Origin of the sequence: Thalassobacter stenotrophicus (assembly GCF_001458315.1) — a bacterium.
In the GTDB taxonomy this organism is placed as follows: Bacteria; Pseudomonadota; Alphaproteobacteria; order Rhodobacterales; family Rhodobacteraceae; genus Thalassobacter; species Thalassobacter stenotrophicus.
Window position 1 is genome coordinate 73,436 of sequence record NZ_CYRX01000032.1, and the last position, 22,655, is coordinate 96,090.

The window sequence follows — 22,655 nt, forward strand, 5'->3', positions numbered from 1 at the left end:
ATTCATTCAATAATGGGCTCATAACCTGAAGGTCGTAGGTTCAAATCCTACTCCCGCAACCAAAATATCAAAATAAATCAAATGCTTACTTTCCTAGTAAAATACTGGGGAATTAAGCGTGTGCGTTTACGTCAACACCACGTCAACAAATCACGAGTCGCCTCATATCGCTTGGGTTACAGCCCTGAAAACCGCGCAGGGTGGCGATGAATGGCGAGCGGAATTCATTATTTTTCAATTCCGGCCACAACACAGCTTATACTTTCGGCCTGATCTGCAGGGGCATGGATCGTTCCGCCCCGGGCGGGGGGCGGCCTTGTCCGGCATGCCGGGAATATTAGCCGCAGATGCCCCAGCCAGTTCAGGGCGCGATTGGCGCAGGATCGTCGCGACACAGTTCGGGATCAGGTCCGGCGCTTCCAGATCGATTTCGTCGATCTCGTCATCCGTAATCTTGCTATTGCCCGTGTAGATGTCCTGAAGCGCCATCATGAAGATCATCGTGGCGCGAGTTTCGTCATCGGCCAGGTCGAGAAGGTTCTCCCAAGCCTCTGGACGCAACCGCATCGCACGAGTAAATCCGTCCACCCAAGGCTCCCATAGGGTCTCTTCACTGTTTGGATCCACCTCGTAGATTGGCTCGATCCAGAGCGATCGTGTCATCGTTTCCGCCACGGAATTGTAATGCGCCATCACGGCGCCGATCGTTTCTTCCGCCGCCTTTTGATCCGCGAATTCCGCCTCTCCAGTTTCGCCCCACACCTCCGGGAGCCATTCCGACGGTGAGATCCTCTCGGGGCAAGCCAGCACGCCGGTCACATAACCGTCGAGTTCGCTAAGCGTCATTGGCATATTATCGACTGGCAGCGCGAACAAGAGTTCGTTCAGCCGATCCAGCCGTTTTTCCTCTTTGGTCATGATCTGCCCTTTCTGTGTGCTGCCGTGATAATCAACGCGCGCATGAGGGTGAAGCCTTGGATAGACGCATCACCAGTCACTCCAGCCACTCATCCAGTTTCGACCAGCGCCGACGGCCTGAGACATTCTTTACCGCGATTGCCACGGCCTTCATCTGACCAACCAGCACGACGAGCTTTTTGCCCCGGGTAACGCCGGTGTAGATCAAGTTGCGCTGCAGCATCGCGTAGTGCTGGGTCATCACGGGGATCACGACGGCGGGGTATTCCGACCCCTGACTCTTGTGAATCGTGGCGGCATAGGCTGGAACAAGCGTGTCGAGTTCGCCAAAGAGAAATGTCACAGCGCGACCGTCGAAGTTCACGGCCACCTCGCCGTCATCGAGGTCGACATCCTCAATCATGCCGATGTCCCCGTTGTAGACGTCCTTGTCGTAATCGTTCTCGATCTGCATGACCTTGTCGCCCGGGGCGAAGGTCCATCCAAAACGTTCAACCTTCTTCTCCCCAGCGGGGTTCAGAGCGGCCTGCAGCTCGATGTTGAGGGACCGCGCGCCTACGCCGCCGCGGTTCATCGGGCAGAGGACTTGGATGTCCTTGATTGGATCGAAGTCAAAACGCTGCGGGATGCGCTTGGCGACCAGCTCAACAATGCGTGACACGGCTTGCTCGGGATCCGCTGCCGGCACGAAATAAAAATCCGCCTCGCCATCCGGCTTACCGAGATCGGGCAAACGGCCCGCATTGATGGCATGCGCGGTCGTGATGATCTTGCTCTGTGCTGCCTGCCGGAACACCTCGGTCAGACATACCACGGGCACCGCGCCTGAGCCGATGATATCGGCCAGCACCTGGCCTGGTCCAACAGAGGGCAATTGGTCGATATCGCCGACGATTAGCAGTGCCGCTGTGCTGGGCACGGCCTTCAAGAGCGATTGCATCAGCAGAACGTCGACCATCGAGCTTTCGTCCACGACCAGCAAGTCGCAATCGAGCGGGTTCTCCTCGTTGCGTTTGAAGCCGAAGGCTTTCGGGTCGAACTCCAGCAATCGATGGATGGTCTTGGCCTCCATGCCAGTGGCTTCGGTCATGCGTTTGGCCGCGCGACCCGTCGGCGCGCAGAGGAGCAGCTTTACGGCTTTGGCCGCGAGGATGCGCAGGATCGAATTCACGATCGTCGTCTTGCCGACGCCGGGTCCGCCAGTGATCACCATGAGCTTCGAGCGCAGTGCCAGCCGGATCGCCTCGGCTTGACTGGCCGCAAGGGTAAGGCCCGTCTTCTGCTCGATCCAGGGTAGCGCCCTGTCTGCGTCGATCTCCGGCCAGGGCAGGGCGCCCGCGCGGATGCGCTTTACATGCTCGGAGATACCGCGTTCGGCGAGATAGAGACCGGTTAGGAAGATGCAGTCGGTGTCGCCCACGCGATCGGCCGTTACGGTCTCCTCGGCCAGTTCTTCTTCCAAGGCGCTGTCGATCAAAGGGGCAGGGACCTCGAGCAGCTTGCCCGCCAGCCCGATCAACTCGGCCCGCGGCAAGCCGCAATGGCCATCGCCCATCGCCTCGGTGAGCGCGAAGGAAATGCCCGCGCGGACGCGGATCATCGCGGTTTTCTCAATGCCGAGTTTCTCGGCGATCATGTCCGCTGTCCGAAACCCGATGCCGCGGATGTCCTTGGCCAGCCTGTAGGGGTTTTCGCTCATGACCTGCACTGCATCCGTGCCATAGGTCTTGAAGATTCGCACCGCGCGCGCCGTGCCAACCCCATGCTGGTGCAGGAAGACCATGATCTCGCGGATCACCTTCTGATCCGCCCACCCGGCCGTGATCTTGGCTGCGCGCATGGGACCGATATCGGTGACTTCGCGCAGCCGTTCAGGCGCGGCTTCGATGATGTCGAAGACATCCTTGCCGAAGGCCTTGACCAGCCGCTTGGCATAGACCGGCCCAATCCCGCGGATCATGCCGGAGCCTAGGTATTTCTCGATGCCGTCAGTCGTGGACGGCGCATGGGTTTTCAGGAAGTGTGCCTTGAACTGCAGGCCATGGTTGCGGTCGTTTAACCAGGCCCCAGACGCCGTTATCCATTCGCCCGCCGAAATCATCGCGGCATGGCCCACAGTGGTCACCAGATCCCGGTGCCCTCTCGCTTTCACCCTCAGCACGCAGAAGCCGTTCTCAGAATTGTGGAAGGTCACCCGTTCCACAAGACCAGCGAGGACTTCCGTTGTGCTCTCGGCGGGTGGCTTCATGGCAGGCGCTGCCCCCGCCGCCAGTCCCATGGCATCACGAATTGTCCAACCCAGATATTGCGCCCAGCGCGGCGGGCTTGATCTTCCGCTCCGATGTAATCCCGCGAGTACCGCCTGTAGGCGACGGCCCAACCTTCGCTGACCAACCAGCGGTTCAGGTCCTGATTGTCTTGTTCGCAGACAGCGATCGCACGATCGTAACGGTCAACATCGCGCACCGCGCAGTTCACCGTACGGCGGCCGATCCGGTCGGCCAGGGCGAAGGCCGCTTGCTGCCCACAACGCCACTCGTCACCGGAATTACGCCGGCAAAGCTGTCTGCTCTCCGGGGCGTCAATGCCGTGTAGCCGGATCCTGACGCCGTGGATTTCAAGAGTGTCAGCGTCAATCACGCTGGCCACACCGACCAGATCGTTTGCCGCGACCGGAGCTGCCGAAAGAAAAGCGGCTAGGAGCAGGATCAGTCGCAGCACAGCTATCACACCCTCAGAAGGTCCAGCAAAGGGTCGAAGGCATAGAGCGCGGCCCTGCGGCCGGCTGCCGGCTGCAGGGTTCTGAGAAGACCCGCCTCGACAAGCCTTCGGGACAGCAGGCGCGCGGAGGTCGCTGGAATGCCCGATCTTTCGACAAAACGATCATTGCGAAATACCGGGCTAGCGAACACGAAATCCAGTGCCTGATCGTGAAACTGCGAGTTCAGCACCTCACGGAAACGCTCGCGCATTTCGCTGTGCAGACTGAAGATCGCATCAGCTGTCTGGATGTTCACTGTGGCCTGTTTATGCATGGCCTGCAGGAAGAAGATCACCCATCCGGTCCAGTCTTTCTCTGCGGACACCGCCCGCATTCGCTCGATGTATTCGTCCTTATGGGTCTCGAAATAGCCCGAGACAAAGAAGTTGGGTTGGCTGAGCACGTCTAGTCGCCAGAGCATCAGCGTGATCAGCATGCGGCCGATCCGGCCATTGCCATCTTCGAACGGGTGAAGCGCTTCGAATTCAACATGTGCGAGAGCCGTGCGGATGAGCGGACGCGTCGCACTGGTGTTTATGAACTGGACCAAAGCCGTCATCGCAGGTTCAAGCTGCTCTGGGGCAATGGGGACGTAGTAAATCTTTCCGCGGCGCTCATCCCCGATGTAGTTCTGCTCGATTTTATAGCTGCCAGGGCGCTTTGTAGCGCCACGCCCGGCGGAGAGCAGTTGTTGATGCGCAGATCGGATCAGGTGTTCCCCAAGCGGCATGCCCTCTGCAAGGGCATCTTGCGCACTTCGGAGGGCGCGCGAATAAAGGTAAGTCTCAATGTCGTCGTGGCGGGCGTCGCGATATAGATCCGTGCTTCCGGAATCTTCCTCTGCTTCCAGGCGATAGAGGTCCTCAATCGTCGAAATCGTGCCCTCCATACGTGACGAGGTCACTGCGTCCTGGCGGCGCAATGGAGCGAGGAACAGCTCGCCATTCACCATTCCTGATATCTTGGCATCATAGCGTGCCAGCGAAGCTGCAGCCTCTTCCAGTGGGCCAAGTAGCCGTTCATAATCCAGCGACTTGGGCGGAAAAGCACCCTCATGGTAGCGCACTGCATCTGCAAGATCGTAAGTTTTGGTGACCATTTTCCAGCTCAAACTGTCGTCAACGCGGTTTGATGGCACCCTAGTCACATCAAGCCCTGTTGGCAACGGAATGTGGGCAGGTATTGCCATCAACGGCTTTTGGTGCTTGTCGTTTGTCATCAAAGCGTCTTGGCGACAAGAAAACAGGTCAATGAGTTGCCAACCAGTCTTCTGATCTGCTTGGGCCTATTGCGACATTGGAAGGTAATGGCCGTGTCGGCCCGGCGGTGCCTGAAGATGGATTTGCCTCACATGAAGGTGTAGAGAAGCATTATGGATTTTGTCTTCTACGATCTTGAAACCACGGGGATCTCGCCCGAGTTCGACCAGCCGCTGCAGTTCGCTGCGATCTGGACGGATAAGAATTTCGTGGAGAAGGATCGGGTCAACATCCGCTGCCGGTTGGCGCCCCATATTTTGCCTTCACCACAGGCGCTGGTTGTGACCCGTGTCACCCCTGATCAATTGATAGACCCAAGCCTGCCGTCGCTGTTTGAGTTTTCGCAGCAGGTGGCAGAGTTCACCGAGCGATGGGCGCCCGCGATTTGGGTCGGCTACAATACGATGAAGTTCGACGAGGAGGTGCTGCGGCAGACCTTCTACCAGAACTTGTCGCCGAACATTTATGCCACGCAGTTCAATGGTAACACGCGCTTTGACATCCTGCCTGCCGTCTATGCTGCATATGTCCGACACCCTGGTCTACTTGTCTGGCCCACCGATGATACCGGCCGGCGGAGCTTCAAGCTTGATCGGCTGGCGCCTGCAAATGGCTTCAATGCCCACAACGCGCATGATGCCCTGGGGGATGTCGAGGCGACCATCCACATCGCACGTCTAATCGCAACGCGCAGCCCAGCGCTTTGGTCCGAGTTGATAGACAACGCCCACAAGGCACGCGTGCAGGCAAAGCTTGAAAGCTTTCGGCCCTATGAGCTCGTCACGCGCTTTGGCGGCGGTGAGCCGCGATCCTACGTGGGTTGTTTCTGTGGATACTCTCACGGTAACAGCGCGCAGGCCGCGTTTTTCGATCTGGATGCTGCTGACCCATCCGAGTTCCTCGGGGCCTCGGATGAGGCGATCTTTGCAGCAGTGGATGCCACGCCGAAGATCATTAGGGGCGTGTCCAAAAATAAGGCCCCCGCGCTCCTAGAACACACAGCTCCTAGCGCGGAGCATCTGCACCGGGCGACGATCATCGCCAACGCGCCTGAGTTTCGTCAGCGAGTAAGCGCGGCAATGGCCGCTCGCTTCGTAGAAGATCCCGACGCTCCGCCAAAGCCAGTTGAGCAGCAGATTTATGGGGAATTCTATTCGAACGCTAACAAGCAGCTTTTGCAGGAGTTTCAGCATGCGACCTGGCCGCGCCGGCAGGAAATCGTTGCAAACCTTTCAGATCCTCGGCTGCGTCAACTCGGTCGGCGGTTAGTGGCGTTTTACAGTCCGGAGCTGTTGACCGAGGAAGAGACGGCGCTTTTCAAAGCCTATCTGCGTGATAAGTGGTCTGCGCCCGATGTCCCTGAAACCGAATGGATGACCTTCGAAAAAGCGGAGGCCGCTTTGGGTGAATTACGTTCTGCTGGTGCTGCTGAGCCTCGTGAGCTTGAAGCTATTGGCTCATTTTTGAAGCCGATACGCAGCGCAATACACTGATCCTTCAATTGCCTTTCGTAACCAGGCTAGCACTTGATTTACTTACGGTCCTCAGATGCGATTTGGTCTATTCTGACGGGTATGGGCGTTAGCTGTGGAATGCGGCAAGCAAGATATCGCGTCACGTGTTCTGCGGTGGAAAAGGGTAAGCTATCTCCACTCTCATATATATAGCGACTTCTCCGAAAAATACCTTCGAGAAGTGCGAGTTCCTCATTTAGCCTTGGCATCCCGGAGAGGAGCTCTTCTTGATGTTCCGGCAAGGCATTTGTAAATGAATTCCCCAATTGATGACCCGCGCCACGTCCAGAGCTTGGCCGAAGCAGTGCCACTCCATCGCCGAAGTCGGTCGCCGTATCCTTCAAGTGGAGTGCTTTTAGGTATAGTTCAATTGCGTGACAGCGAAGATTGATTATGGGAATTGCATTGCTTCTATTATCTTTAAGTATTTCGACGGCGCTGTAGGGTCAGGATTCATAACCAGAACATGACCACGGCAGCCAAGGCGCATGCGGATAGGAAGACCTTCGGACACCTGTCGTAGCGGGTCGCGACCCGTCGCCAGTCCTTAAGGCGGGCGAAGCTGTTCTCGATCTTGTGGCGCTTTCGATAGCGCGCCTCATCGTGCGGGATCGCGACTTTGCGGCCTTTCCTCGACGGGATACAGGGTTTGATCCCCTTGTCTTCAAGGGCTTCGCGATACCAGTCCGCATCGTATCCACGGTCGGCTAGAAGGTGTTCGGCGGGAGGCAGGCCGTCTAGCAGTGCTCGGGCGCCGATGTAATCGCTCCGTTGGCCGGCCGTAAGAAACATCCGTAGCGGGCGGCCTGCCGCATCGGTCACCGCGTGCAGTTTTGAGTTCAAGCCGCCCTTGGTGCGCCCTATCAGGCGACCGCGCCCCCTTTTTTCAGCCCCAGGCTTGAGGCCGTGCGGTGCGTCTTCAAATGCGTCGCATCGATCATCAGCGTATCAGTCCCTCCGCCTTGATCGGCCAGTTCCAAAAGCATCCGAGCGAAGATCCCCTTCTCGCTCCATCGCTTCCACCGGCTGTAAAGCGTCTTGTGTGGCCCATACTCCGCAGGCGCATCGCGCCAACGCAAGCCATTGCGATTGATGAATATTATGCCCTCAACACCCGCTTGTCGTCCACGCGAGGTTTGCCGTGGGACTTCGGGAAAAAGGTTTCAGCTTGGCCATCTGTGCATCGCTCAGCCAGTAAAGGTCGCTCATGTCACCGCTCCGTTTTCGGAGCCGTGAATCACGCAGCGCAACAGAAATCAATGCATCCTGACCCTAATTTATATAATTCACTGCTTCAGCGAAGAGAAAATACAAAAAGTGCCATGGACACCAGCCAGTTGGATCTTAGCATAGTCGCAAAGCTGTCTTAAAACACAGAACCACTTAATACCTGAAAATAAGGGCATCTATTTGATTGAACTACAAAGAAATTACAAACCGGGCTCCACCCAGTTCAGATGTAGAAACACTAATTTCTCCGCGATGAGCCTCAACAATCTGTTTAACTAGTGACAACCCTAGGCCTGACGCATTTGCCTGCACTGCATTTCCCCTGCGTGCAGTGTAGAAACGTTCAAAGATAAGCTCAGTAGCTGCTTCGGTAACCCCTGGACCAGTATCTTCAATTTCTAGCACCACGCCGTGACGCCACGTCTTTTTCAATGTGATCCGAATAGTTCCAACCGGGCGCGTGAATGAGGTTGCATTATCAAGTAGATTTACAATGATTTGGCCCCATCGGTCTTGCAGCCCAGTAATAGCTACCCTTCGCTGAATGTTGCGAGCAAACTTGAGACAAGGATATTCGTTAACATCTTCATAGTGGTCGAGTATTTCTCCAATTGTTTCAGAAAGATCAAAGCGTTCACGCTTCTTCGTAACTAGATCGTTGTCAACCACAGCAGCTTCAGAGATCTCCGTCACGAGCTTGCTCATCCGAACAGCCTGCGCCTTCATTTTTCTTATGACCTCAGTGTCTGGCGCAGCCTGACTTTCGCAGCTCTCGGCATAAGCGATAATACTTGCTATTGGGTTCTTCAGTTCGTGGCTTACCTCAGTGGCAAACTGTTCTTTTTCCTGAAAGAGGTCCGTCACCTGATTAGTGAGTTTGACCAGATTTCCATGGAGCTTACCTATTTCGTCCCGGCGGCGACTTAGGCTATTGATCCGAAACCCCTGTAACTGCGTCGCGAGATCGTCTGGAGACAGTTTTTGATCCAGCCGTCGTGATAATTTGCGAAGGGGAAAGGCGATCGACGTCGCGAGGGAAAGACCGAACAAGCAACTGATCATTGAGATGCCGCCTAGTAAGTTCAGCCGAACGGCATTCCTACCAAAGTATGCATTCTTGATTTGATAAGTGTCTTGTACCTCAACTATCCCTACAGTCTCTTTTCCATCTCTTATTGGGGTAAGAACTCTTAGGGAGTATGAGCCCTGATCATCGTCCAAGACTTCAATTTGGCTCGTAAACCTTGCCCGCCTCGCAACAAGTGGTTCGGTGAGGACTTGGCTATCTACCACATACTTGTAGGCGTTGAACATGGTTGCCATGATTTGGTCGCTTAAGTTCACCTCGTCCTTCTGGGCGACGTTCAACTCATTTGGTAGCCCAGTCACAACAATGGGCGCCCGCCGGTTGACGGCGGAGCCATCAAAATACTTGAACCATTCGTCGAGTTCGCCTTCAGCCTCAAATCGATAGATTTTTATCCACTCAGAATTCGGAATAATTCGCCTTGAGAAGCGCTGGCTGATAACAACCATCTTCTCAAAGTCTGTGATCGTTTCATCTTGAATGACTGGCAAAGCGATCTGTGCATACAAGATGGACGCTAATGAAATTTGGTCCTTTTTGTACTTGATCGCGTTAGGAACAAAATCATCTGACGCCAATACAAACAGCCAAAGTACGGCATTAAACGTCAAGACAAGACCTAATATCTTTGCCAGAATACTGCGCATCTTTAGAGAGCTAACTTATACCCTAAGCCATGCACCGTCTTGATCGGTTCTGCGCCTTGATCAACAGCTCTTATTTTGGACCTGATGTTTCTTACATGGCTGTCGATCGTTCTGTCGCTGACGTACACATTGCCTTCATAGCAAGCGTCCATCAGCTGAGCTCTTTTTTTAACTGATCCAGGCCTTTCTGCGAGCGAAATTAATATCATACACTCTGTCACAGTGAGGGGGATGGCTTGATCCCGCCAACTCACTAAGTGACGCTCCCGGTCGATCGACAAGTCACCTGCTACGATGGGGCGTTGTGATACCTCCTCAGCTGGTGCGTACCGCCGAAGAACTGACTTGATCCGGAATATTAGAAGCTGTTTTGTGAACGGCTTCCCAACGTAATCATCTGCACCTACAGAAAACCCAATAAGTTGGTCGGCATCTTCATTCTTACTACTCAAGAAAATTGCAGGAATGGATGGATGTACGCCTCTCACTTTTTGGAGAAGATCTAACCCGTTCAGCTCAGGCATCTTGATGTCGAAAATCACAAGATCGACCGCTTGAGCCTCTAGATAAGCCAAAGCTTTCGCTGGACTAGAAAACGCACGCACCGAGAAGCCTTCCTCGAGGAGCATCTCCTCGAGTGGTGTTAAGATCTCCACTTCATCATCAACGATTACAATCTTAGGCATCTTGTCCTCACTTGAGACTTTCATGGAGGGTCATGCTCTTTGGATCAATCAGTTTCCCCGCGCCTGCACGCATTCTGCACAAATCTCCTTTGAATCCACACAAGCTGCAAAACGTATCTGCATTTTTGGTCTGTAAGCCCACACATACAGGTTGATGTGACCTGTCGAGCAGATGAGCTGGCTCTCCCCGCGAGGAATTCTCCCGCCTCGCGGGGGTTAGAAAAGCCAGCAATGAACCAAAGAGAGGTCACGGTGATATCAACAAGCACGTTAATCGTTTCGCTAATTCTAAGCTTCGCACTGGCTTTGTGGGCACAAGCATGACTCGCAAAATTATTTGTTCGGTGCTGTGCGTGGCCTTTGCTCAGATCGCTTCGGCGCAAGATACATGGGTGTTATCAGACGACCGCACGCTTATTGTTGAAAACGTGGAAGCTTCCAAAGGGTGGTTGGAGCTTACTACGTCCCAAAACTGTGAAGCTCTGGAGTTGCGGTTGTGGACAGAGTTTCCACATTCCAGCGTGCAAGGGGTAACAAGCGGTGACGCGATGGACCTGGTGTTCTTGTTGGCCGACAAGCAGATTGCATCTGAAGGTCGACTGTTAGAGCTCTTTCAAAGCGAAGCCGCAAACAGTGATCTCGTCTACATTAGATTGGGGTTCTGGGAGTGGGATGTGTCCGACTATCTGCCGCGCTTTACGGAGAAATCCGAGTTTTCTCTCCATGTTTCCAAAAATGGCGCCGTTACAAGCAGTACCTGGCCCGTGGCCAATCTTGGAGATGGTATTGAATTACTTAAACGGAGCTGTGATGCTCTGCACGAAGACACACTTCTGTGATGTTGTAGAATATCGATCGTGACAGTGTGTGCACACAATCAGCATTATTAATCAAAAAAACAAACGAGACCGATATTATGCGACACCTTATCCAAATAGCATCATTTTTAGTCTTGATGGCCTTTCCGTCGCTTCTTTTGGCTGAGCAGTCCGGCCGCCACGTCGCAATTGAAACCATTGTGGTGAGTGACAACACAACGGTGCCGGCTGGTGCTGAAGTGAACTTCTTGGGTGTCATCGACGTCAGTTTGAACACAGCACCAAGCGGCAAGCTCGCGACGTTTACTTACGGTGGTCAGGTGTACAACGCTGATGCCTCGTTGTTTTACGCTCAAAGTAGCGACCCAAACGTGACGACATATCCTGCACGGACTTTTGATAGCGGTGCTTCCGCATCAATGTGCTCAACATTTGTGCAACGGGTACACGGTGAAATTCTAGACTTCGCCGGTGACGGATATCAAAAATACTTTGAGCTCACGTCTGCTGGCCAGGTTGTTGATGCTTACGCGGTTACGAGCCCGACTGACATCTTTTCAAGACGAGAAGAACGTCGAGAGTTTTGTATAACTGGTCTCAATCATTCGACCCTCTATCAGCTGCGTCTCTTGCCCGACCTTGCACTGTCGCGGACAAGCTACGAGGTCGTTCTCAGCACTCCCATTACTATGGCGTTCAAGACACCGGGGCGAACTCCAAGCATCAAGCTGGACTCATCGAAATCAATCCTGACTGACCCTACCAGTGCGTTCATACCAATCGAGTATATCAACGTAACTGAGCTGGAAGTTACGCTGCACAAAGTCGACTTGGCATCGCTGCCTGCTTACGGCGACGTCTTTGCACTCCTAAATGGCGCCGAAATCGATCAGCTCGGAAATTTCTGGGCAGATGAGGTTGTTCAAAAAACGGTGCAGCTTGAAGCCCCGATCGATCAAGCACAGAATCTCAACCTAAACTTTAGCGACTTGTTGCAACAAGACACTACAGGGCTGTTTGTTGCTACATTCACATCGCCGCAGATCGACGCTAGCCGCTACAAAAAGCGGCCAACTCAATGGTTCTCGATCTCAAATATAGCGATGCAGTTTTACAAAGGGCTCAATCAGTCTGACATTTTTCTTACAAGTTTTAGCGATGCCACTCCAGTCGTCGATGCGGATGTGAGGGTTGTTGCGGCCAATAACCGTACCTTGTTTGAGGGCCGATCGGATGAAGCTGGCCGTGTCGCAATTCCAAATAATTATCTGAACGGCAGTGATGGTTTTGCGCCAAAATTCATCCTGGTTTCGGATGCCTCCCACGGCACAAGTATCATTCAAGTCGACAGCACGGATCAAAAACCTCGCTTTCTTGATGGTGGCGAAGTCAAACGGGTTCAGACGGATGTTTACCTAACCTCAGACAGAGGCATCTATCGGCCCGGAGAAGCCATTGAGCTGGTGGGGGTCGCGCGGCAACTAGACCTAACTCCTGTGCCAGCAGAAGAACTCATCTTAAAACTTGTTAACCGCCAGGATAACCAAGTTTATTCACTGGATGTATCGAGCAATGATGTTGGGGCCTTTTCTGCTCAGATCCCGCTCAAATCAACTACTCCACTAGGGCGCTACTCCATCCAGGTGACAACGGTTGATGGGGTGCCCCTCGCAAAACACGCCGTAACCATCAGCGATTTTGTACCCCTAACAATTGAAGCTCGCCTTGAGATTAAAGAAGATCATTGGCCGGTCGGAACTGAACAAGATATCTCTTTGACAGGTTCTTACTACTCTGGCGGGGTGGCGTCTGGTTTATCTGCAGAGATCACGACATCCTTACAAGAAGTCAGTTCTCACGATGACGGGCGTCTGTCGGGTTTTATATTTGGCAATAAAAATAACTTGCTGACGAACGAAGTGGATAGCTTCACCGGAGCGCTGGATGATGACGGTGAGTTCACGACCTCGCTGCTTGCCGAATATCAATTTGAAAAAGATCGGCTTTATGATGTCGTAATTGAGGGAACGGTGTACGATGTCGGCGGCCGGGCAAATACGGTGAAGAAGCGTGTCAGCCTTGACACCCAGCCAAGCTATGTTGGCGTAAGACCCGATTTTGACGACTATGCAAGTCGAGATTTTCCGCCGTCGTTTACTATCGCCTCTATAGATCGTCAGGGTGCGTCAGTTGCTTTCGAGGGGGTCTCATACACGGTCAACAAGGTCAAATATCGGTATAACTGGTACTATGATCGCGGATGGCGCTGGAATGCCGTACGCGTTTCAAGCGCCGCTGTGGAAGCAGGTGAGGTGACGAGCGACACGCTAACACTGCGAACGCCACTTGGTTGGGGACGTCATGAGATTATCGTCAAAAACAGTCATGGGTTTGAAACTTCGTATGAATTCTACGTTGGTTGGGGCGGTGATACGAAACCTGCGAGTGAGCCCGAACAGTTAAGCTTCTCTTTTGATGGCGCCTTGGTGCGTGGCACAGCGCCATTCAGTGGCGTGCTTTCGATCATGGTTGCTAATGAAGACATCCAAAAGGTGGTGCGGACAGAGGTGAAGCAAGGCGAGTTTGAACTTCCTTTTGTTCTTGCTGAGGAAACAGAGCCAGGGATCCACCTTCTTGCATCCCTTATTCGACCGATTGAGACAGGCTCTGAACACCTTCCGCAAATCGCTCTGGGAAAAACTTGGGTTTCTACCGTCAAGGCAAACCGGACAATTGACGTTGCAGTAAGTGCTCCAGCAAAAACTGACAGCCAGACACCTCTAGACGTTACCATCAACACAAATGCGTTGAGCGGTAGCGCGATGATCTTTGTGGTAGATGAAGGCATCCATGCGATATCTGGGTATAGAAATGATGATATTACAGAGCACTTCCTGAGTGAGCGCGCCCTAAATTATGGTATCTTCACAAATTTTGGGAAATTGGTCTCTCAAGACGAAACCTTGCGGTCGATACGTGTAGGCGGCGATGGCGATATGCTGTCCGCGGCGGCTCAAGCGCCCAAATCTGAATTTTTCAAAACGTTTGTCGAGGCCAGTCCTCTCCTCAGCATTATTGATGGCAAAGCCAGTTTTAGCTTCGAGCAAACAAACGAATGGGAAGGCCGCCTCCGCGTGGTTGTGGTTGCCGTCGACAAGACTGGGTTTGGTTTTTCCGAAACCGAAATTACTGTTCAAGATCCTGTCAGTATAGATGTCTCGGTGCCAAGATTTGTCGCTCCAAACGACAGAGTGAACGCCAAAATGAACGTTAGATGGAACGAGTTTAGCGGTCCAGTGGACCTACGAACCACTATTGGCGCATCAACGACTATTCAGAATATTGAGGCACCCACCTCTAATGAATACGCCATTGATCTGCCGATCGAAGCCCCGGCAGTAGGTACTCTTCCGGTGCATGTTGAAGTCACAGCTGGTGAGCGCGTTTATCGGCGAACATATGAAATTGTTGCACGCAACGCGTCCTACCCAATCACGGAAATTCAATCTGTGGAGTTGCAAAAACGAAACTGGCTCGGGTTCGGCGGGTCACTAGTCGAACCCTACAATGCAGATCTTGTAGAGCTTGACGCGCCGGGTAGTACGTACAGCGCGAGTTTGACCAATATCGCCGGCATCAACTTGATCCAGGCAGTATCGGAGCTCAATAAATACCCGTACGGCTGCGTTGAGCAGGTCTCATCTAAAGCCCGTGGCTTACTTGCTTTGACCGAAGTTCGCGGACTGAGCGAAGAAACCGCGAAGAAGATCCAGCTAGGTATTGATAACTTGCTGGCGAAGCAAAAAATCTCCGGAGCCTTTGGCTATTGGAGTGCAAACTCACGGACCTACGAGGTGTATCAGCCCTACGCGCTGGACACTTTGCAAAAACTACTGCCCTACGCGGACAATCCCGATCAAGTTGTGACCGCTATCAACAATGGCCTGGAGTACATGTACCGGTCGAACTTTGGAGACCAAAGCACTCAGCTTTACGCATATGGTATCTTGGCGCGTTCTGGGTATGAGGTAACATCTCGTGCTCGGTACACGATTGACCGAATATTGTCTCGGCAGCGTTCGGAGTTGTTATCAGCCAACGCCAGGCCTTACCTGATGGCGAATGCACTGGATGATTTTGCACTCGCTTATTGGACTGCAGCCAACCTGAGCGACACCAAAAGGATGATGCAGATCGCCGAGAAAGTTCGCTATTTGTTGGATCAATCTCCGGCAGTTGAAACACGTTCCAAGCGGTCCTCTGGGGTTTGGTTTTCTGGTGAACTGACAGAAGGCTTCGGAGCTAGGCTCTCCACTGCTGCACCGAAATATGCTCACCTTTTGACAGACATTGATCGCGATAGCTTAGCGCCTGCCTTGGCGGAAGTTATCGGGAACACGCATAAGTACCTTAGCCAGCGCCGCTATCGCTCTACGCAATCTAGCGCCAAGCTGGTTGCGCTGCAAAAGTATCAAGAGCAATCAATGGAAGGTACAAAAGTCTCAATCGACGGCATGAAATTTGTGCTCGATGAAACGGGAAGCATTCCTTTAACAGGCCATCAGCTTAAATCTGGTTTTGACATTGAGCATGATTCAAGCACACCGCTGTTCCTCAATGTTAAGACGACCGGGCAGCGGAGTTTTACTGACCCGTTGAATAACGGCTACAGGGTCAAAAAGTGGTGGTACGATCGGTCGGGGCATGCAGTCGATCTTGAAGCCGGACGACTAGATGTCAACCAAGGCGACTTGTTCACCGTAGTCATTGAGATCGACCGGACGAAATCAGGAGAAGGGTCAGATCTTCTTTTGACAGATCTATTGCCCACTGGTTTCGAGATTGAGGACGCAACGCTGGCGGACCCACAAGTAAACGGTATCGAGGTTGACTTGGGCGACGGCGAAACACCGTCTTTCACCGCTGCAATGGACGACCGTTTCATCGCGCACTTTGACGGTCGTTGGTATCGAAATGACCATGCTTTTGTCCGGTACACTGTCCGTGCCGCGTATCAAGGGAAAGCCCAAATTCCAGATGCAACGGTTGAGGAGATGTATGCTCCAGAAATCAACGGAAGATCAGGCATCAAGCAGGTCGTCGTTCAAGGAAGATGAAACGCGCTAAGCATATTATTGCGACGGTCTTCACAATTGTTGCGGTCATCACAGGCGCTCTGGCTTGGTATATTTCTCAACCACCCGAGCTTGGGCGCCTGACTGATGTTTCCAGTGTCCTTAGGTCAAACGACGGGCGCATTTTAAATCTGAGGCTTACCGAAAAAGGGTATTGGCGTGAGCCTGCGAAAATCGAGGAAATCGATCCCAGGCTGGTGGAGGTCCTGATAGCTTATGAGGACCAACGTTTCTGGAGGCACAATGGTGTGGACTTCAAGGCCGTAGGCCGCGCCGCTTTCAATCTTGTTAAACTTGCTCGTGTCACGTCAGGTGCATCCACCATAACAATGCAAACCGTGCGACTTCTAGACACGAGCCTGGGGCGTCAAACGCTGACCACCAAGTTGCGTCAGATGTTAGAGGCCATCCGGCTTGAGAGGCATTGGACCAAAGAAGAAATACTCGAGGCCTATTTCACATTGGCGCCTTATGGCGGCAACATTGAGGGCATCAAAGCAGCAACCGAGGCCTGGTTCCAGAAAAACCCTGCCGATCTAACGCTGAATGAGATCTCGTTGCTCGTTGCTCTTCCTCAATCACCAGAGCGACGTCGACCTGACAGGTTTCCCGATGCTGCATACAAGGCAAAACAGATTGTCTTGAGCAAAGTGGCCCCAAGGCTCGAACTGCTGCCAAGCACTATCGCCGAGGTTTCGCGGGAGCCTCTGCCCTCGCGTTTATCAAAGCCAAAGTCGCATGCTTTACACCTTGCTGATCGCTTTATTCAAACAACTAGGGCAAGTGGAAATACAACGCTATTTTGGGACTGGCAGCGCCAAGTAGAAAGCATTTTAGCGAATGCGATCGAAACACGCCCTGTGCCGATCCAAGCTGCAGCGCTGGTCGTTGAGCGTAAAAGTGGTTTTGTAAGAGCCTACGTCGGTTCTGCTCAATACGGTTCAACCGCGCGAAAAGGAGCTGTCAATTACCTAACAGCGCTCAGAAGTCCCGGTTCTACTTTAAAGCCGCTGATCTATGCCAAGGCCCTAAATCGTGGTCTTATTCGCTTAGATCAGGTTTTCGATGACACCACCTATTATAGGGCAGGATACCGACCTACGAATTTCGATCAGGGTTTCCGCGGAAAAGTTACTCTACGAGACGCGCTCGTCGCCTCACTTAACATTCCCGCTATCCGAGCCTTAGAGCAGGTTGGGCCCCGCATTCTCCACAACGAGCTCAACGGTTACCTAAATGGAAGTCTTTCGACCCAAGCGGATGCAGGCCTCAGTTTGGCTGTAGGGGGGCTATACCTTACACCAGAGCAGGTCGCCATGATCTACATGGGCCTCGCAGATCCTGGCCGCGCCCGGGAGTTAACATTTGAACCTGAGCAGCGGGTGGCAACAGATATGACGCTGATATCGCGCTCTACTTCCGACAAAATCTTGGATCTACTCATTCAAGAAATGAGCAATGGCGAGCGTGTAGCATTCAAAACAGGCACGTCTTATGCTCGTCAGGATGCTTGGAGCGTACAAATACATGAAAACCATCTTGTAGTAGTATGGATGGGTACCCCAGATAACGAGCCCACATCATCGCTGACAGGAGTAGGCTCAGCTTTTCCACTTTCGCTCGAAATTGGACGATCGCTCGGCTTAAGTGCCCCTACGAAGCCGAAGATCCCGCAGAGCGATGGTAAGGACGATTTTATAACAACTTTATCTTGTCCTGATCTTATACGCTATCCGCAGAATGGATCGTGGATACGGTCCGATGATCAAGTATTGGAAGTCATCGGTGACGACGATACCGTTTGGTACTTGAATGGAAAAAAACTTGAACGCTTCAAGCGCCAAATCGACGTACCGCAAGCCGGTATCAATGTATTAACAGCAAGAAAAGGCAGCTGCTCGCAATCAAATGAATTTTTTATTGAGCAGTAATTCTTGTGTCAAGAGAGGTATGGATATGAAATTCATGAGAAGTTTCAAATGACTGCTAAACTTATCGCTTTAGCTATTCTATTTTCATACCTCTATCTGTGGCTTGGTCGAATGGCTCGATCAGAACTTATTGAGAAAGGATGGTTCCCTCGTAATGGCTCTATATTTCTTGAAATGATAATGAGTCCGATTTTTGTTGTCTGGGGACTATTTTTTTACATGCAGCTTATTCTATCATTCATTCCGTTTATCATTGGAGGTGGGATATGCTATTGGCTAATCATTTACGTTATGGATATCTTCCGGTGGTGGCATTAAATTTATTTGTGGGAACCAAAATTTTGGCTTTTTCCTGTGTCCGCCGGCACTCCTCATAGCTTGAATCAGGCTAGAAGCCATCATCTGCCGATCCGCTGAGTTCCAGAACTGGGAGCATACATTCCATGGTATCTATCCACTCGCGGCCTCTGTTCTTTATGAAACCATGAGGCGTCAGCTCGCCAATGAGCGACCGCAAATTCAAAGTTACGCCGGCCATCTCGAAGATCGGCCATGTTCTTCAGATGTTGGTGTATGCGATTGAAACGTGTGGCGCTAAGGGGAGTGCCCCACTCATTTCGATAAGAGGCAGGAAGGAAGGGCAGGGTGGTATCGTAGTCTGCTGCCATCGCGTATTCTAAGATTGAACGTCGTTCGTTTTCTGTGCGGCCTGCGGTTTTACCCACTCGGTAGCCGAAGCAAACCAGCGGCGACATTTCCTGTCCGAATATGCCCTCGCCACCCTTAGACTTGTATTCACGCTCAAATTCGAGACGCGCTTTCAATATAAAGTCAGGAGCGGATGTTCTGATCTTTTTCAATAGAGCCTCGCGCTCTGCTTCGAGCCGTGATCGTTCGGCCTCACGCCGTGCGCGTTTTTCAGCATCTAGACGCTCTTTAGCTGCCTGTGCTTTGGCTGTGTCCCGCTCCCTTTCTGCGCGGACTTGTTTAGCCTGTGGACCCCAAACGAATAACCAAAGTAAGGCAAGCGCCGCGATAAGGAGAAGAAGCAAGGCTGAGCCGTCATTCATTGAAAATCCTATCGGCCACCTCTGTGTGGCTCTTGCCGGTACAACAATTCCACGCCAGTGTCGTCTTGAAGGCGAAACATGTCAAACTGCGTTGTGATGGTGAGATGGTCGCACCGCGCAGCCTCGAGGCTGCGGAATGACCAAGTTCAACGACACGATCCGCGTGCTGATCCTGCTGAAGTTGCGAAAGAAAAACGTGCGGCCGAAGATTTTGCCGTCTGCTGATTGCCGACCGGGTCAGGTCCAGACGAAGGACCCGCATGTCCTGTGCGCTATAGGTCGCTCATGGGGCTGGCGGCGGCGGATGTGAGCTTGCGAGTTTAACACGATCCAAGAACTGGCCGAAGCTGTTAAGCTTGCGGAATGCCATGTCAGCCGTCAGGTGCGGCGTGCCTGTCTCGCGTCGGAGACGCTGAAGTGCCTTACTTTTGGGCGCGGGCCTCTATCTCGTCGTGATCATGGACTAGGCGACACGTAAGGTACTGTCCTGGCGGATATCAAAAACGCTGGATGCCAGCTTCTGTGTTGAGGCGCTGCAAGAGGCCATTGCCAAATATGGCAAGCCCGAGATTATGAATAGGGATCAAGGATCGCAGTTCACGTGCTCCGCCTGGATCACCACTCTGACTGATGCCAAGATCAAAATCTCAATGGATGGTCGGGGCCGATACCTCGACAACATATTTATCGAGCGTCTGTGGTGATCCCTGAAGCAGGAGGCCGTCTACCTGCACGAATTGCAGGACGGATTCCAAACCAAACGCATCATCGACAACTGGGTCGAGTTCTGCAATGTTGAGCGGCCCGACACAGCGCTTGATAAACGAACTCCCGACGACGCATACTGTAAGCGGTGCGCCGCTCCCACACTTACGGCGTGACGCCTGATCTGCGATTCAGAGGCTTCTTTGATTTGTGGGGAGTTTCTGGATGGTAGCTACAAGCGAGTTTCTGGCAAGGGAGCCGCGTCGGGCGGACGGCAAGCGGACTTGGCCGCCGGAGTTGAAGGCTCGGATCGTGGCGGAGACTCTGATTGAAGGCGAGACGGTCAATGCGGTTGCTAAACGGTATGAGTTGATCCCCAGCACGGTGTCTGACTGGCGACGAATGGCGCGGCAGGGCAAACTGGTTCTGCCAAATTTGGAAGGTATGGATTTTGTGCCTGTTGAGATCGAGGCGTCTGCGCCTTTGGCCCAGCCTCTGGCCGTCACTTCCTCAAACACGATTGATGTGATCAAAGGCGATGTCACCGTTCGTCTTGATGCGGCAACGCCAGCCGCGCGACTCGCCGAGATCGCGCGGGCTTTGGCCACGTGATCATGCCATCCCACAAGGTTCGGATTTTTGTAGCCAGTGACCCGGTGGACTTCCGCAAGGGCCATGATGGGCTGGCCGCTTTGGTGCAGAGCCACCTGCGCCAGAAGCCGTTTGATGGGTCGGTCTATGTGTTCCGGGCCAAGCGCGCGGATCGGCTGAAGCTGATCTACTGGGACGGTAGCGGGTTGGTGATGGCCTACAAACGGCTCGAAGATAACAGCTTCACATGGCCCGCGGTCAAGAACGGGGTGATGCGCCTGGAACCGGCCCAGTTTGAGGCGCTGTTTGCGGGGTTGGATTGGCGGCGCGTGCGCCCTTTGGAGGTGGTAGCGCCCTCTGCGGCGGAGTGACTCACGGGGTTGTTTGCGCGGGTCATTCTGCCCTTGTTTTGTTATGGGATGGGGCATGACTGTGCCTGACAAATTGCCCGATGACATTGCCGAACTGAAGGCGATCATCCGTACGCAGCAGGATCAGAATGCGCGGCTTGAAGCCTTGGTCGCTTCGTTCAAGAAGGCGCTCTTCGGGGCCAAATCCGAGAAGCTTGACCCGGCCCAGTATGAGTTGGAACTCGAGGATATCGAGACCGCCATCGCGCAGGTGGAAGCAGAGATCGACGCGGACGAGCGCACCGCGCCCGTGCGGCCCCCAAAGCCGCGCCAGACCAATCGCGGATCACTGCCCAAACATCTGGAACGGGTTGAGGTGGTCATTGAACCCGAGCAATCCTGCGCCTGCGGAACTGAGCGTCACGTCATTGGCGAGGAGGTCAGCGAACGGCTGGACATCATCCCGGCCCAGTTCCGTGTGATTGTCACCCGCCGCCCCAAATACGCCTGCCGCTCCTGTGAGGGTGGGATCACCCAAGCGCCTGCACCCGCCCACATCATCGCGGGCGGCATGCCAACCGAAGCAACGCTCGCCCATGTGCTCGTCTCAAAATATGCCGATCACCTGCCGCTCTATCGGCAGGCACAAATCTACAGCCGCCAAGGGATCGATCTGGATCGCTCGACCCTGGCCGGGTGGGTAGGCAAGTCGGCGTTTGAATTGACCCCGGTCTATGAGGCGCTCATGGCCGATCTGAAGCGCTCCACCAAGCTCTTCATGGACGAAACCCCTGCGCCAGTTCTGGCCCCAGGGCGCAAACGCACAAAAACCGGATACTTCTGGGCCTTGGCCCGTGATAACAGGCCATGGGGCGGCGGCGATCCTCCCGGAGTGGCGTTTACCTATGCGCCCGGTCGGTCAGGGCAGCATGCGGATAACATCTTGAGCGGCTTCAGCGGCACCCTGCAGGTTGATGGATACGCAGGCTATAACAGCTTGCTCAAACGCCCTACACAGGATGTGGTGCTGGCCTATTGCTGGGCACACGCGCGGCGAAAATTGCATGACGTCACCCAATCTGGAGCTGCTCCAATCGCGCAGGAAGGCCTGGCGCAAATCCAGGCACTCTACCGTATCGAAAAAGACCTGAGAGGCCTGCCTGCCGATCAACGGCACGCTGCACGACGGGACCGCTCAAAACCCATCATCGACGCCTTCAAGCTCTGGCTCGCCCAGAACCGCGCACGCGTCTCAGCGAAATCGCCGACCGGTGAAGCCCTGAAATACATCGCCAAATACTGGGATGGCCTGTGTAGGTTCCTCGACGATGGCCGCATCGAACTCGACAACAACCCTGTCGAGCGCACCATCCGCCCCATCGCTCTGAACCGCAAAAACGCGCTCTTCGCCGGACATGATACCGGCGCTCAAAATTGGGCCGTAATCGCATCCCTGATCGAGACCTGCAAACTCAACGGGATCGAGCCGCATGGCTATCTGTCCGGTGTCCTGACAGCCATCGCAGGCGGGCACAAACAAGCGGATATCAAAGAATTGCTGCCTTGGAACTACACCGCACCAGTGTGAACGGCGCACCGCTTACTGTTGAACGCCTCTGTAGAGGGATAAGAATCATGCTCGTAACAGCAATCCTCCGCCTCGTGATGCGCGTCGTTAATGCAACTGCCTACGCGAACCAGCTCAGGGCCGAACGTGTTCTGAACGCACATCTCGCACGCGCTGGCAACAAACTCGACTGAGAACGCCAAAAGCCCTAAAGGCAAGATTCTGCCGTCTCTGCGAAGCAACTCACCGCCCTACCCGTTATGGCGCGTTGGGGCTATCAGCGACAACTAGGCTACATGCCTGTGACCGGGAAAACCGGACACGAAATCGTTCCAAGCGCGAAGAGCCGCCTCCTCCGCTTCAGCTGCGGTCCCGCACGGTTCTGA

Annotated in this window: 17 protein-coding genes and 1 pseudogene; 10 read left to right on the plus strand and 8 right to left on the minus strand. The window is 53.6% G+C overall.

Going from position 1 to position 22,655, the window contains the following annotated elements; all coding sequences use genetic code 11:
* Positions 1 to 234: 234 nt before the first annotated feature.
* From THS5294_RS13875 to THS5294_RS13890, 4 genes are all read right to left on the minus strand, one after another.
* A complete protein-coding gene (locus THS5294_RS13875) occupies positions 235 to 918 on the minus strand; it encodes a UPF0149 family protein (protein WP_058124211.1) in 684 nt (227 codons plus the stop codon).
* A gap of 76 nt (positions 919 to 994) precedes the next feature.
* Positions 995 to 3,166 (minus strand): SF1B family DNA helicase RecD2, encoded by a 2,172-nt coding sequence (recD2, locus tag THS5294_RS13880; protein ID WP_058124308.1) that lies wholly within the window; start codon positions 3,164 to 3,166, stop codon positions 995 to 997.
* Complete coding sequence (locus THS5294_RS13885) at positions 3,163 to 3,639, minus strand: thermonuclease family protein (protein WP_233486487.1); 477 nt, start codon at positions 3,637 to 3,639, stop codon at positions 3,163 to 3,165. Before THS5294_RS13885 ends, recD2 begins: the two co-directional genes overlap by 4 nt.
* Positions 3,640 to 3,644: 5 nt before the next feature.
* On the minus strand, positions 3,645 to 4,898 hold the full coding sequence (locus tag THS5294_RS13890; protein ID WP_233486488.1) for a Fic family protein: 1,254 nt from the start codon (positions 4,896 to 4,898) through the stop codon (positions 3,645 to 3,647).
* A gap of 153 nt (positions 4,899 to 5,051) precedes the next feature.
* Here THS5294_RS13890 and THS5294_RS13895 point away from each other — a divergent pair, with 153 nt between their 5' ends.
* A complete protein-coding gene (locus THS5294_RS13895) occupies positions 5,052 to 6,431 on the plus strand; it encodes an exodeoxyribonuclease I (RefSeq protein WP_058124212.1) in 1,380 nt (459 codons plus the stop codon).
* A 474-nt stretch (positions 6,432 to 6,905) separates the two neighbouring features.
* Here THS5294_RS13895 and THS5294_RS18100 read toward each other — a convergent pair.
* The 3 genes and pseudogenes from THS5294_RS18100 to THS5294_RS13915 all read right to left on the minus strand — a co-directional run bounded on the left by THS5294_RS18100 (position 6,906) and on the right by THS5294_RS13915 (position 10,102).
* Positions 6,906 to 7,661, minus strand: a pseudogene (locus THS5294_RS18100) (IS5 family transposase).
* 210 nt (positions 7,662 to 7,871) lie between these two features.
* On the minus strand, positions 7,872 to 9,416 hold the full coding sequence (locus THS5294_RS13910) for a sensor histidine kinase (RefSeq protein ID WP_058124214.1): 1,545 nt from the start codon (positions 9,414 to 9,416) through the stop codon (positions 7,872 to 7,874).
* Positions 9,417 to 9,418: 2 nt separating this feature from the next.
* The gene (locus tag THS5294_RS13915; protein ID WP_058124311.1) at positions 9,419 to 10,102 is read right to left on the minus strand and encodes a response regulator; all 684 of its coding nucleotides are present in this window, start codon (positions 10,100 to 10,102) and stop codon (positions 9,419 to 9,421) included.
* A 320-nt stretch (positions 10,103 to 10,422) separates the two neighbouring features.
* Here THS5294_RS13915 and THS5294_RS13920 point away from each other — a divergent pair, with 320 nt between their 5' ends.
* The 3 genes from THS5294_RS13920 (at position 10,423) to pbpC (ending at position 17,986) form a co-directional block, all read left to right on the plus strand.
* Positions 10,423 to 10,941, plus strand: coding sequence for a hypothetical protein (locus THS5294_RS13920; RefSeq protein WP_058124215.1), 519 nt, complete (start codon positions 10,423 to 10,425; stop codon positions 10,939 to 10,941).
* 77 nt (positions 10,942 to 11,018) lie between these two features.
* A complete protein-coding gene (locus tag THS5294_RS13925) occupies positions 11,019 to 16,037 on the plus strand; it encodes an alpha-2-macroglobulin family protein (protein WP_058124216.1) in 5,019 nt (1,672 codons plus the stop codon).
* Complete coding sequence (pbpC, locus tag THS5294_RS13930) at positions 16,034 to 17,986, plus strand: penicillin-binding protein 1C (RefSeq protein ID WP_058124217.1); 1,953 nt, start codon at positions 16,034 to 16,036, stop codon at positions 17,984 to 17,986. Before THS5294_RS13925 ends, pbpC begins: the two co-directional genes overlap by 4 nt.
* Positions 17,987 to 18,384: 398 nt before the next feature.
* On the opposite strand, the gene THS5294_RS13935 is transcribed toward pbpC, so the two are convergent.
* A complete protein-coding gene (locus THS5294_RS13935; protein ID WP_058124218.1) occupies positions 18,385 to 19,056 on the minus strand; it encodes a hypothetical protein in 672 nt (223 codons plus the stop codon).
* Positions 19,057 to 19,192: 136 nt separating this feature from the next.
* On the opposite strand from THS5294_RS13935, the gene THS5294_RS18390 reads away from it, so the two are divergent.
* The 6 genes from THS5294_RS18390 to THS5294_RS18720 all read left to right on the plus strand — a co-directional run bounded on the left by THS5294_RS18390 (position 19,193) and on the right by THS5294_RS18720 (position 22,463).
* Positions 19,193 to 19,366 carry a hypothetical protein gene (locus THS5294_RS18390; RefSeq protein WP_158508603.1) on the plus strand — a complete coding sequence of 58 codons (174 nt, stop codon included), beginning with the start codon at positions 19,193 to 19,195 and terminating at the stop codon, positions 19,364 to 19,366.
* A 172-nt stretch (positions 19,367 to 19,538) separates the two neighbouring features.
* Positions 19,539 to 19,760, plus strand: coding sequence for a DDE-type integrase/transposase/recombinase (locus tag THS5294_RS18845; protein ID WP_082645039.1), 222 nt, complete (start codon positions 19,539 to 19,541; stop codon positions 19,758 to 19,760).
* A 226-nt stretch (positions 19,761 to 19,986) separates the two neighbouring features.
* Positions 19,987 to 20,373, plus strand: coding sequence for a transposase (locus THS5294_RS13940; RefSeq protein WP_037211607.1), 387 nt, complete (start codon positions 19,987 to 19,989; stop codon positions 20,371 to 20,373).
* Between the two features lie 2 nt (positions 20,374 to 20,375).
* Positions 20,376 to 20,723, plus strand: a complete 348-nt coding sequence (tnpB, locus tag THS5294_RS13945) for an IS66 family insertion sequence element accessory protein TnpB (protein WP_081940321.1) — start codon at positions 20,376 to 20,378, stop codon at positions 20,721 to 20,723.
* A gap of 55 nt (positions 20,724 to 20,778) precedes the next feature.
* The gene (gene tnpC / locus THS5294_RS13950; protein WP_037211611.1) at positions 20,779 to 22,290 is read left to right on the plus strand and encodes an IS66 family transposase; all 1,512 of its coding nucleotides are present in this window, start codon (positions 20,779 to 20,781) and stop codon (positions 22,288 to 22,290) included.
* Positions 22,291 to 22,337: 47 nt separating this feature from the next.
* Positions 22,338 to 22,463, plus strand: a complete 126-nt coding sequence (locus THS5294_RS18720) for a hypothetical protein (protein ID WP_268873762.1) — start codon at positions 22,338 to 22,340, stop codon at positions 22,461 to 22,463.
* The last annotated feature ends 192 nt before the right edge of the window (positions 22,464 to 22,655 follow it).

What these genes read in the sequence shown, in the direction of transcription:
- THS5294_RS13935 (WP_058124218.1), bottom strand. Translation starts at nt 19,056, where the DNA reads ATGAATGACGGCTCAGCCTTGCTTCTTCTCCTTATCGCGGCGCTTGCC.
- THS5294_RS13940 (WP_037211607.1), top strand. Translation starts at nt 19,987, where the DNA reads ATGGTAGCTACAAGCGAGTTTCTGGCAAGGGAGCCGCGTCGGGCGGAC.
- THS5294_RS13890 (WP_233486488.1), bottom strand. Translation starts at nt 4,898, where the DNA reads ATGACAAACGACAAGCACCAAAAGCCGTTGATGGCAATACCTGCCCAC.
- recD2 (WP_058124308.1), bottom strand. Translation starts at nt 3,166, where the DNA reads ATGAAGCCACCCGCCGAGAGCACAACGGAAGTCCTCGCTGGTCTTGTG.
- THS5294_RS13915 (WP_058124311.1), bottom strand. Translation starts at nt 10,102, where the DNA reads ATGCCTAAGATTGTAATCGTTGATGATGAAGTGGAGATCTTAACACCA.
- THS5294_RS13895 (WP_058124212.1), top strand. Translation starts at nt 5,052, where the DNA reads ATGGATTTTGTCTTCTACGATCTTGAAACCACGGGGATCTCGCCCGAG.
- THS5294_RS18390 (WP_158508603.1), top strand. Translation starts at nt 19,193, where the DNA reads ATGACCAAGTTCAACGACACGATCCGCGTGCTGATCCTGCTGAAGTTG.
- pbpC (WP_058124217.1), top strand. Translation starts at nt 16,034, where the DNA reads ATGAAACGCGCTAAGCATATTATTGCGACGGTCTTCACAATTGTTGCG.
- tnpC (WP_037211611.1), top strand. Translation starts at nt 20,779, where the DNA reads ATGACTGTGCCTGACAAATTGCCCGATGACATTGCCGAACTGAAGGCG.
- THS5294_RS18720 (WP_268873762.1), top strand. Translation starts at nt 22,338, where the DNA reads ATGCTCGTAACAGCAATCCTCCGCCTCGTGATGCGCGTCGTTAATGCA.
- THS5294_RS13910 (WP_058124214.1), bottom strand. Translation starts at nt 9,416, where the DNA reads ATGCGCAGTATTCTGGCAAAGATATTAGGTCTTGTCTTGACGTTTAAT.
- THS5294_RS13920 (WP_058124215.1), top strand. Translation starts at nt 10,423, where the DNA reads ATGACTCGCAAAATTATTTGTTCGGTGCTGTGCGTGGCCTTTGCTCAG.
- tnpB (WP_081940321.1), top strand. Translation starts at nt 20,376, where the DNA reads ATGCCATCCCACAAGGTTCGGATTTTTGTAGCCAGTGACCCGGTGGAC.
- THS5294_RS13875 (WP_058124211.1), bottom strand. Translation starts at nt 918, where the DNA reads ATGACCAAAGAGGAAAAACGGCTGGATCGGCTGAACGAACTCTTGTTC.
- THS5294_RS13925 (WP_058124216.1), top strand. Translation starts at nt 11,019, where the DNA reads ATGCGACACCTTATCCAAATAGCATCATTTTTAGTCTTGATGGCCTTT.